Below are 12027 nucleotides of genomic sequence, written 5' to 3'. Positions count from 1 at the left end.
TAATATTTAAGTTAATGCTGTATTTTAATAATTAAAGTTAATACTAAATCCTAAATTAACATGATCCGTTTTAAATCCGTCTGGTTTAGATAATGGCGTACCAATAAACGAATCATATTTTATTGTGGATGAAAATAACGAGCCTTTTATGCCCACGACACCACCCGCAAGATGTTTACCTAATAATCGAGGATTATTCGCGTTGGTTTTTAGCTCACCATAATCAGTACCAAAATAAATACATTGTTCTGATTTAGGGTATTGCCAACTTAATGTATTTTGTAAATACCAACCTTCATTAGCGCTCAGTGTTCTTTCACCATCAAATCCACGAATAGTCCAACGATTTCCGATTGCAAACTGATCAATGGGCGTTAATGCATCGTGCGTCATTTGTTTACGATAACTTACTTGGTATTTAAATTGCTGCTGAGCAATAGACATTGGAATATCTAATTCAGCACGCCATGTTAAAATATCAGCTTTATCTGTTGCATAATAATTATCACGATATTGTTCTTCATACGCTGCGACTGAACCAAACCAGCGTGTGCCTTTTTGATAATGAATACTGGCATCAAAGGTCGCAAAACTAAAATATTGGCGGTGAGATAAGTTAATTAACCAGTGACTAACCCTTCGCCGCTGAATTTCAATTTCAGTATTATCAACATAATTGCGTAAAACTTTAGCTTGGATAGCATAACGTAAGGTCGTTTTACTTTTCTGATTACGAAAAAGAGTGTATGACACACCCGCATTAATACTCTCACTTTCACCTGAATAGAGAATATCTTTGATATGACCTGCAACTGTTTGGGAATAATCATATTTAGAAGCGTTAATATCAAATAGCCAATACCCAAAAGGCACAGAGTAATGCGCCATAATATTTTGATTATTTTTATTCCCAGCGAAGTCTAAATCACGTTCTGTTGATAAATAGAACAAATCACTCAGCGCTAAAGGATTATCTAGTGCTAACATTAAGCCACCTTGATAACGCCCTGTTGCAGGCGATCCGGCATCATTGATCCATAATGAAGTATGCCAGAAACGAGATTGTTTTCGTTTTATCACAATATCGCTTTCCCCTGCATTTTTCCCTGGTTTAATTTCCATTTCAGCACTCACAACCGGCAATCGCTGTAGGTTTTCTAGCCCTTGTTCAATATCTCGTAAATCGAGTAACTGTTTTTTATGCGCAGGCATACTGGTATACAACAAGGCGTATTTATCAGAGTCATCAGTAAATTTAACATTACGAATAATCCCCGGAACTATTGTTAAATATAATGTTCCACGACTAATATCTTGTTCAGGTACAACAATACGTGTGGTGATCCACCCATGCATTAATAGACGATTTTGCATTCGAGTGACGACGGTATTTATTCCTTTTATACCCAAACATTGCCCTATAAATTCTGTTTTAAAACGAGATAAATTAACCCAATGAGGAATAACTTCTGCATTGGTTATTTCAATATGCTCTATTTGGAAACAAAGCTTTTCTTCTGTTTTATGCTCTATTTTTTCATATTGGCTAATATCAAAATATATATTAGGTACTTCAGGTATTAATTGTTGATAAAGCGCTTCTTGTTGACTTTGATTATGTTGTTGTTGCTGATTAAATATTTCAGTCGTTTTCTCAGAAGTATCAGCTGAAGATATGGGAATATTAAATAGCGCAAAAAATAACCATAATTTTAAAAAGAGTATAATTTTTTTCATATTGTGCAATAAATAGGGTCTGTGATTTTAATCATATTTATTTATGATACATCTAATCTTTAACATTATTGATATTAAAATATATAAAGTAAATATCAAAAAATGAATAACAAATAAAACACCATAACTTTTAGAATATAAAGATTAAAAAAATCAACTTATGTTAAAAAATTAGTCTTATATAATCACAAAAATCACTTAACAAGTTAATTAATGTTAAGCTTATTTAATTATAAAAATTAAAATAAATTTTATTTAAAATAAAAAATTGATCATTTATTTAGTTTAAACAATCTAATTTAAAATAGTTTGTAATTGAAATATTTATTCGATTTGAAATAAAATTTTAAGTTGAATTAATAGAGGTAAAAATATCTTTCATAAAAAAAGTGGACCCTATGATCCACTTTTTTTAAAACACTATCTTTATCCACGGACAAAAATATTCACATCCACTTTTCCGCGATATTCACCCGCTTTTGTGCCATCTGGTTTGCAAAGAGCCCATTTGATACCAAATATATCAGGTTGGTTATTCCCCATATTGGTTCCTTTTAGCTCGATATCTGTATTATTGAACTTTAATAAATTGTTATTATTTTCATCAGCACATTTTAAATTCGGTGTTGAAGTTTGCTTATAAGGCAATCCTATAACCCAAGGTTTTTTGTTAGATACAGTACCATTAATAGGTGCTAAGACTAATTTATTTACATTACTTGGATCTAAACTTCCCTCTTTAATCACCGCAGACATATTTACAGGGTTACCTGTACCACCACAGGATAGTGTAAATACAGAATCTTTAATGACTTCATTCGTAAATGTCATATTTTCATTAATTTGTTGATTAGATACACCAGTAACAGCACAAGAACGTTTTACTGTTACATCTGCAATTACGTTAACTTGTGCAAAAAAGTCACCACTAGCACTCCGACCAAAACTACCTACATAAAAAGGAGTACCTCTATACGTTAACTTACCTGGCGTTAAATTAGCATCAATATAAACAGGAAATGAACTTGGTGTTGTGACGCTAATAACTTTTGAACCACCACCAGGAACTGCTGTTGTTGCATAATTATATGGCACAAAACATACATTAATACTAGATGATTCTTTATCAACAAGATTACTGTTTACCTGAAAAAATTGTCCTGAATAAGCACTTTGATAATTAGAGCTAAAATTAGATAAACTGACATTGAAGTTAAATTGTGGTGTTACATATACTGCAGTCCCTGAATTATTGGCATGCGTTAACTTCAGACCATATTTATTAGTTTGCCCAGGAATTTTAGAAACAAATGTGGCATCACATCTCGTTTTTGACTGACTTAATGAAATAATCGCATACTTAGTATCCCAGGAAGAGTTACTGCTACTATCATAAACAGGACTCCCAGGAAAACTACTAGTTCCACTCAATGTACCATTTATATATTGAACTTGAGTGGGGCTAATGTTCATATCAATCACCCCAGTTAAGTTTAATGTCATAGCCCCCCTATCTGTTCCAGCTAAAATATTAAATGACGAAGTCATTAATACTGAAGTCAGTGATGCCATCATTAAATTACGTATTTTCATAGTTCTGCATCCACCTATAAAATAAGGATTATTTTTTATTGGCAAGAAAGAGATAAAATTCTTATTGGTTGCTTGCTATTGACTTCAATATTACTTAAGCCACTATATGAAACGTTGCAACTTTGCTGGATTTTATTACCCCATTTCACTAACAGCTTGCCATTATCAGGAAGTCCACTCATATAAAGCTGACCATTTTCACCAACAATACCTGTATTCAAATCATTAGGATTATCAGCATCAATTAACGTAGCAATAGCACCAAATGGGACAACACTTTTATTCTGAGAAAGATTTAAAATAGCTTGGAAGCCAATCTTTGTTTTAAAGGCAACCTTAACAATAGCGCCTTTTGTCGGAACTACATTTTGAGATGTTGATTGTAGAGTCGTATTATCAGGCAATGTATTGACATTTAATGCAATTGTGTTTTGGCGGTATTCTGTAAGATATGGTGATAACGCATATCCTTGACCATTAATCGCACCATTTCCTGAACTTAACTCAGTTCCTTTTGCTCCAGGCGCTTCAACAATAGCCATACTATTACCCATACTTCTACCCAGCAACAAACCATCTGAATGTAAAAGTAAACCACCATTCATGCTGCCATTAACATTATAATAGTCACTTGAATAATTATAATTTAGAGAGGATGTACCGTAGTTACCTGAATAATTAGCATATGCTGAGCCATTATTAGGTTGGCCTTGGTTAGCCCAAGATTGAGAAATACCATAAGATAAGGAGTTATCAAATGCACTACCAGATAATCCAACTTGCTGATTAGTTCTTCCATTATTATCATGGTTTATCATGTAAGTGCTATTAAAATTACTAAGCGCAGGCGAATTACTAAACACACTAAATGGAACACTCACATTAAAACTAATTTGCCTGTTCTCAGGCCAGCTATCATCTGATTTTATTCTATCAATACTGTAATTAATGCCAAAGTTAATACCATGAATATTACCATTATAGCCTGTCGTAAGTTGAGTAACATTCTTATCTTGTTCCCAATAATTATAACGGCTACCAGATAAATAAATACTACCGTATTGACCTAATGATTGTGATAATGAAGTTGTAAAACGACTTTTTTCTCGTTCACCTAACCACGGTGAAGTACCATCTTTTAACCGATAATCTTCAGTATTAAATTGATTAAAATCGTAATAATCTTTAGTTGAAAAACGTAATGCCGTTAAGTCAACAGAGGTTCCTGTAGTAGTCATATTTTTAGAATAACGGAATCGATAAGATTGCCCATTTTGAGAGCCTATAGTATTAAAATCAGCATGAGCATGGGTGATATCTGTAGACAGAGCCCCCCAATTACCTAATGAAATTCCTATCCCAGAGGAAATAGCGTAATAATCTTTCGCCCCTAATAACCCACCATAAAGAGTGACATCATAAGGTAAACCATAAATACCGCTGGCAAGCAAAAAATCTGCCTTTTTAGAGCCAACCGTTGTGCCACCATCAAATCGCCCAGTACTAATTTCATATTTCCATCCCCCCGGTCTTAACATTACGGGTAATGATGAAAAAGCAACGGTAAATGTCCTTTCTGAACCATCTTCTTCTTTCACTGTGACATCCAAGTTCCCCCCTGAGCCACTCGCATAAAGATCCGTTATTTTAAATGCGCCGGGTGCAACATAAGTTTGATAAATAACATTCCCATTTTGTCGGATAGTAATTTGGGCATTAGATTGAGCAATCCCACTCACATCTGGAGCAAAACCTTGTTGACTCGCTGGTAACATTTGTTCGTTAGAAACTAAACGCATACCTTTCATTGGAATACTATCAAAGACATCATTTCCAGTTGTAGTTTCACCAATTATAAATTCCGACCGTAAAGAATAAAGATTACGTGAAAGGTATGTATTAGAAAATTTATTACTATTATTACTTTGAGTCTCTGCATTATTTGAATTTCGGGTATACGTCTGTGTCATTGTAGAACGTAAACGCCAATCATAAAGATTAAACCCAGCTCTTAGTTGAGCAAAGAAATTATCATTTTTTTGTTTTCCATTATTATTCATTTTATCAGAATGACTATCGTTAGAAGAATGGCCTCCACTAAACATATAATTGATAAACATGGCAGTAACACCACTATCAAAAGAGGCTGGATCAATATAGCCAACGACATCATTAGACATAACAATTTGAGGAAAACTAGTGATTAGTTTTAATTCAGATAAATTTACTTTTATTAATGCATCAGGAATATATTCGTTAATATCATAAATCACCTGATCGTTTTTTAACGCATTTAATTTAGGTATTACCTTAGTATTAACACCTAATTTATCTAATAACTCTCTGGTTATTTCAGGTACCACTTTATTATTAGGCCCTTTTACTAAATTAATGACGAATTCACCATTGTTATTATTATTGACATAAACTAACAAAGATATTTCACCTTCAGGTAACGCATCTTTTTGTGAAAATTGGCTTAAATCAATTTCATTTGCAGATGCACCTAATTGTCCATCAAGTAATGCGGGATCAAAATAATCCTCTGAAAAAGAATTAAATGAGAGCAAAATAAGTGATGTAAAAAAACTGTATCTAAACATTGCCATTGATTTATTCATTTTTACACTCTTAATATTTGGCTTTATAAATTTATTAATTTACTGTTTTCATTTTTTCATCTAATGGGAACATAAATTCATCTAATACTTGCCAATGAATAGATGTAATATTTTCTTTATTTAAAAATAAGTATTCTTGCGTACCAAATGGAGGCACATTTTTCGATAACTCTTGCAGTTCGATCTCTTTTCCATTTATCTTTATTGTGTTAAAAGCTAGATAAATAGGTGAATCATTTTTAGCAATTATTTTATTACCATCAATTGAGAATGTTAATTTTTTTTCTGCATCTTTTATTTTTATACCTTCAAGAGATTTTGGTCGATAATATACTTTAAAGTTTAATGCCCTAATAAAGTTCATCTGCACATTTGGTGTTTCTTCAGATGTGGATGGTATTAATCGAAATTGAGAAATATAAACACTCTCTCTATCTGTTGATAACGCACTTTCTGAACCAGTAAACTTAATTACCCACTCATAGTATTCTTCAGGTTCTATTTTTTGTAATAGCGGAGTTAAAATAAAAGGAGGATTCTCTTTTTTATCAATTAATTGTAACCCTGTAGATTCATCTAACCATCTCATACTAGCTTGAACAAGATACGCTTTTTTTTCATTATTTCTTAAACCGATAGAGATGCTTTTACTACCTTCATTATATGTCATTCTTTGTAATGAAAATTCAAATGCATTATTTGCAGGCCATGCTAATTGGCAATAAAAAAAACCTAAGACCAAAATAGTAATAAAAAAAATACGACTATTCAAAACGTTCATTTCATTAATCCTTATATTTGAATTCTTTTGATAACTCACCATAGTCGTTAATTATATGCCAGCTAGCTTCTTTTATTGAAAGTTCTACTAATTCAGTTTTACTATAAGGTGCCAACAAGAAAGTTTTATTATACTTTTCATTATTAACTGTAATTGATGTCAATGTCATATAATATGGAGTTGGATTATCTAAAAACCACTTTCCTTCCTGTTTTTTAATAAAAACTTTTTTATAATCTTGTTCTAAAGGCCTAGCTATATTTTCAGGTCGATAAATTACTTTAATCACAAAATTAGTTATTAATACTAATTTTGATTCCTGTAATTCACTTTCATTAGGTCGTTTAGTAGATGGTATAATTTTTGTATTCAAATAAAAGAGTGACTCTTTATTGCTGGATAAATCTTGAGTGTCTTTTAATAAGATACGTAAAGATGATACACTCTTGCTTTCTAAACGAAATACAGGAGGAGTAACGATAAAATTAGATGACAAATTCCCATCAATTTTTTCAGTAACGCCAGCTTGTATTAAATAAGGTTGATTATCATCATTTGAAATATATACACTTTCACTTGAACTACCTTCAGAAAAAATAACCCGTGTTTTGCCTAAACTAACCCCTTGAGCGTTAGCATTAAAATAACTAAAAGCTAATATTAAAATGACAGAGATTTTTATAAAAAAATTATTCATATAATATCTTAATCAACGATATACGAAAAAGTTAATGTTGCCGAAAACTCTCCAGATTCGGGATCACAAACAGTGGGATCTTTGCATTTGACATAGGTATAAAGTGTTTTTTCTAATTTATCTTTACTTATGTTATTCCAAACAGTATCTTCAGATTTAAAAAAATCCGTATTAGTATTAGATTGAGCAACATTATTTTTACTTGATACTCTAATACCAAAGCTTTTATTGAGATCATCATTAAAAGTAATCGTATTTAAAGTACTTTTTGCCTTCATCGTCACATAAGTATCAAAAAAGTCATTCGTTTTACAGTCACTCAGTAATACCTTTATCGGAATAGGCTCTATAAGATTATTTTTAATTTTATTCGATTGAATACTGCCAAAATCAACTTCATTACTACTTGTTCCTGAAACTGATAGCTTACAGGTCTGTTTATCAATGGTCACTTTAAAATCAAATTCAATACTTTGAGCACTAAAACTAATAAATAGTATTGGTGTAATAAATAAACTTAACAAACTCCTTTTCAATAGAAATATATTCATATTTACTTTCTCAAGGTTGTATAAGTGTTAATGCTAATATTGCTTTTAGCGTACCGGGATTAACCGCTGAACTGTCTTTCTTAACGAGCTCGACTTCAAAGTCTTTATTTTTATTACCATTTCCTGTTGTAATATAAACAGAACTTGTTCCAGCATTAAAATTAACTAAAGAACAATGATCATCTTTACAATCGTATAGAGCAAAACTCGCATTAGTTGGATTATTCACCGGTGATATTTTGTTATTTGCAATTTGTGTTCCTGATCCCGCTTTTATAACAACTTCCATATCAGGTGTTTCATCAACATAATCCTGGCAAAGATAATTAACTGAAAAAGGTATTTTGTTTTCTTTTTTTACACCTATTTCATCAACATTTTGCATTAATATTGATTGAGAAAACTTCACCGCTTGGTCTGATAAAGTAAAAGCACACGTTCCTTTTGTTACTGAGCCTTTTACTATTACAACCGCAGAATCATCAACAGCGCTATATCCATAAAAAGAGATACAAGTTAATAATGCACCCAATACAATTGGTTTAAAATGTGGCTTTATGTTCATTAAATCCACCTAAATCATCTATTGTACGCCATTGAACACTTCCTTTAGTTACACCTGTAGGTAAGGTATATTTTATCGAACTATAAGGCGCGATCATGGCATTGTTATTGGCCAAACTAACATCTAGCTTTATATTGTTGACAGAAAACCCAGCAAAGTTGACATAATAAGGGGAATTATTAACTACCTTTAATTGTTTACCTTCCACACTAAATCCTAATTTCTTTTGCGCATCCTCTGATGTCATCGGTAAATTTTTAGGTCGGTAGAAAAGTTTTATAACATTATCAAATCCCACACTTAGGCCCGCTGTGTCAGAATTATTGCTTTGTCCAGGGATCATCTTTGCATGAAAATAAAAAATACTTTCTCTATCTTTCGGTAAAGAATTACTCATGGCATAAATTTTCACTTCATGCCTTGATAAACTATTAATTCTAAAAAGAGGTGGAGTGACTTGAAATACAATTGGGTTTTCATCAGAGGAAATATAGGCTTGTACCAAATAATTCATTTTTGGTTCTTCATTACGAATGATAACACCTACACTATTCTCACCTTCAGGATAAATAATACGTGTAGCGTTTAAACCCACACCTTTAGAATAAGCAAGTGGAGATATAATCATTAGTAAAATAACAAAAAATTTTCTTATTCTATTTGTAATTTTAATCATTATATTTCTTCTTTAATGAGAGGCTCTATTAGATAGAGCCTCTAAAAATTAAGTAATATTAGTTATAAGCAACAGTAAAAGTAACAGGTACTTTTAATTCATCACTTGTTACTGCACCATTTGTTAAATACAGACCAGCAGTCATCGGAATACGACCAGTACCATCTTTAATGATCTCTTGTCCTAATTTCAGACCTGTTTCAACATTTGGTTTAACTAAAGTATTACTTGCTGTTGCTAGCAATTTTACAGCTAAAGAAGCGGCTGTTGCGTTAGCAAACATTTCAGAATCAAAGTTTGATTTATTACCACGAGCATAAAGGTTGATTGTTCCATCAGCTGCTAGTGCTGCTGTACAATTAGAAAGCTCTAAATTAAACGTCTTGTTATCTCCTAATTGATCACCGACGTTTTTGCCAGAAACTTCATCACTCGTGAAGGTTCCCCAATCAATTCTAGAACCTTCTGTTGTTGAAGAAACATCACAACTTGCGGCACGAATTAATGCTTCGAATGACACAGTTGTACCCTGTGTTGCAGCAAAAGCATTACCTGCAACCATAAATCCAGACAACACGATAAACGGAGCAACTTTCTTAATTAAAGACATATTGTTACCTTTCGTTTTTTAAATAAATCGTCTATTGGAATTAGTATTATTCCCTTAATTACCTCAATTAGATGTGAACTAAGAAAATATATTTTCTAATTCTTATTAAAGCGTAGCACAACAATCAAAGCTTACTTATATAACACGCTTAAATTACATAAGGATAATTATTTAAAATTCTTTATTTATAAAACATTTTCTTTATTTTTAGAATATTCAGCTAATCTTTAATTGAGCATCGATATAATACTTAAAAAATAAAAAAGTATATTTCCAATATATATACTTTGTTTTTCATATATATAGATATGTTTATGTTAATATAAATAATAATTTAATTTAATCTAAATAGGTAAATATAACTAAATACAAATACTTAAGAATAAACTTAGATCCCACATAAAATTATTTTTAATTTTTTTATTTAAATGAGTAAATACCCTTAACTTTATTGTATTCAAATTAATCAGTTGGTTATTTATTATCCTGTTCAATTCTAATACTATTTATTCAATGCAAAAAAATGGCCTCATTACTGAGGCCATTTTATTTATCATAATGACAATTCTTAGAATATTACTTCTCTGGCATTTGTGGCATTGGGCGACGGAAACGACGTGTGATCCACACCATATAAAGTATACCAATAGCGCCCCAAACAAGGCCTAATTCCATAGAACCTGGCTCAAGGTTTATCCACAAGACCCCCATTGTCGCTGCACCAATAATAGGTAATATCAGGTAATTAATGTGGTCCATTATTCCTTTATTACGGCGCTCACGAATATAGAACTGTGAAATTACAGACAAGTTCACGAAAGTAAACGCAACCAACGCACCAAAGTTAATTAATGCCGTTGCAGTGACTAAATCGAAGAACACTGCACCTAAGGCTAAGAAACCCACTAATAGCACGTTAAATGCTGGGGTACGCCATTTAGGGTGTACATAACCAAAAGTCTTCTCTGGGAATACCCCATCGCGTCCCATAACATAAAGTAAACGAGCAACACCTGCATGAGCCGCCATGCCTGATGCTAATACTGTTACGCAAGAGAACACTAATATAATGGACTGGAATAAAGCTCCAGCAACATACAGCATTATTTCTGGTTGTGATTCTTCTGGATTTTTGAATCGTGAAATATCAGGGAAATACAGTTGTAAAAAGTAAGAAACCGCAATAAAGATAATTCCGCCAATCAGCGCTGTTAAGAAAATCGCTTTAGGGATAACTTTACCTGCATTTGGTGTCTCTTCTGACAATGTACTGATACCGTCAAAACCTAAGAATGAGAAACAGAGTATTGTTGCTCCAGTTATCATCGGTATAACTTCTGCATCAACAGACGCAAATGGTCTAAAGGTCCATAACTCCCCTGCACCTTCTCCGTTATATACACCGTGGATAAGTAACCCTACAAATACAACCATTACCGCAACTTGCACAATAACAATTGCTGTATTTAAGTTAGCGACAACGTTAATACCACGTAGGTTAAAGAACGTCATTAAAGCCACTAAACCAAATACAAAGATCCACGGTTCAACACCCGGGAATATTGCTTGTAAATAGATTTTCGCCAATAAGATGTTGATCATTGGCATAAATAAATAGTCGAGTAAAGAAGACCAACCCACCATAAAGCCCACATATGGACTCATGGATTTTTGAGCATAAGTATACGCCGAGCCGGCTGATGGAAAACGCTTAACTAATTTTCCATAACTTACTGCAGTAAATAAAATTGCAACTAAAGCAATTGCATACGATGTTGCTACGTGACCATTGGTAATGCCAGAAACGATACCAAATGTATCGAAAATAGTCATAGGCTGTAAAAAAGCAAGCCCCATCATGACTACCTGCATTAGTGTCAAGGTTTTACGTAGTTGAACTCGATTGTTAGCACCAGTTTGGTTAGTGCCGATAGAGGAGATGACGTTATCTGACATTCGCGAACCCTCCCATAACTTCGGTTTGAGTATTCAATAAACTCAACCGACAGTTACTGGGAAGACTTCGCATCTGCCTATAAACAGAATAGAATGAAGTTTTTAAGGATGTGTATGTGTTTAGGAGACGCCGTGCTCCGTAGTCATCATTACCGCAGGTGCCGTTTGGCCCGACTGCGAAAGAGAATAATTGTACCATATTAGCATTCCTCTATCATGACAACCCTTTCTCTAAGGGGC

The 12027-nt window shown here is 32.7% G+C and carries 11 protein-coding genes; all 11 read right to left on the bottom strand.

What is annotated here, in order from left to right; genetic code table 11:
* Window positions 1–24: 24 nt before the first annotated feature.
* The 11 genes from ABN256_RS16445 to ABN256_RS19265 all read right to left on the bottom strand — a co-directional run bounded on the left by ABN256_RS16445 (window position 25) and on the right by ABN256_RS19265 (window position 11986).
* Entirely contained in the window at window positions 25–1737 is a 1713-nt protein-coding gene (locus ABN256_RS16445) for a ShlB/FhaC/HecB family hemolysin secretion/activation protein (RefSeq protein WP_349439759.1), read from the bottom strand.
* A gap of 426 nt (window positions 1738–2163) precedes the next feature.
* Window positions 2164–3330 carry a hypothetical protein gene (locus ABN256_RS16440; RefSeq protein ID WP_340896033.1) on the bottom strand — a complete coding sequence of 389 codons (1167 nt, stop codon included), beginning with the start codon at window positions 3328–3330 and terminating at the stop codon, window positions 2164–2166.
* A 35-nt stretch (window positions 3331–3365) separates the two neighbouring features.
* A complete protein-coding gene (locus tag ABN256_RS16435) occupies window positions 3366–5951 on the bottom strand; it encodes a fimbria/pilus outer membrane usher protein (protein WP_340896031.1) in 2586 nt (861 codons plus the stop codon).
* A 34-nt stretch (window positions 5952–5985) separates the two neighbouring features.
* The gene (locus tag ABN256_RS16430; protein WP_349439758.1) at window positions 5986–6732 is read right to left on the bottom strand and encodes a fimbrial biogenesis chaperone; all 747 of its coding nucleotides are present in this window, start codon (window positions 6730–6732) and stop codon (window positions 5986–5988) included.
* A gap of 4 nt (window positions 6733–6736) precedes the next feature.
* Entirely contained in the window at window positions 6737–7429 is a 693-nt protein-coding gene (locus ABN256_RS16425; protein WP_197269355.1) for a fimbrial biogenesis chaperone, read from the bottom strand.
* Window positions 7430–7437: 8 nt separating this feature from the next.
* Window positions 7438–7980: a fimbrial protein gene (locus ABN256_RS16420; RefSeq protein WP_196553284.1), complete on the bottom strand. Its 543-nt coding sequence runs from the start codon at window positions 7978–7980 to the stop codon at window positions 7438–7440.
* Window positions 7981–7990: 10 nt separating this feature from the next.
* A complete protein-coding gene (locus tag ABN256_RS16415) occupies window positions 7991–8545 on the bottom strand; it encodes a fimbrial protein (RefSeq protein WP_072069924.1) in 555 nt (184 codons plus the stop codon).
* Window positions 8523–9221 carry a fimbrial biogenesis chaperone gene (locus ABN256_RS16410; protein ID WP_115351021.1) on the bottom strand — a complete coding sequence of 233 codons (699 nt, stop codon included), beginning with the start codon at window positions 9219–9221 and terminating at the stop codon, window positions 8523–8525. Before ABN256_RS16410 ends, ABN256_RS16415 begins: the two co-directional genes overlap by 23 nt.
* A gap of 58 nt (window positions 9222–9279) precedes the next feature.
* Window positions 9280–9831, bottom strand: a complete 552-nt coding sequence (locus ABN256_RS16405) for a fimbrial protein (RefSeq protein ID WP_072069926.1) — start codon at window positions 9829–9831, stop codon at window positions 9280–9282.
* Window positions 9832–10407: 576 nt separating this feature from the next.
* A complete protein-coding gene (locus ABN256_RS16400; RefSeq protein WP_072069927.1) occupies window positions 10408–11787 on the bottom strand; it encodes an APC family permease in 1380 nt (459 codons plus the stop codon).
* On the bottom strand, window positions 11777–11986 hold the full coding sequence (locus tag ABN256_RS19265; RefSeq protein ID WP_071788546.1) for a hypothetical protein: 210 nt from the start codon (window positions 11984–11986) through the stop codon (window positions 11777–11779). The genes ABN256_RS16400 and ABN256_RS19265 overlap by 11 nt, the downstream gene beginning before the upstream one ends.
* Window positions 11987–12027: the final 41 nt, after the last annotated feature.

It is taken from the genome of Proteus sp. fly-1008, assembly GCF_040140305.1.
Classification (GTDB): Bacteria; Pseudomonadota; Gammaproteobacteria; order Enterobacterales; family Enterobacteriaceae; genus Proteus; species Proteus vulgaris_B.
This window is presented reverse-complemented; position numbering and strand designations above follow the sequence as displayed.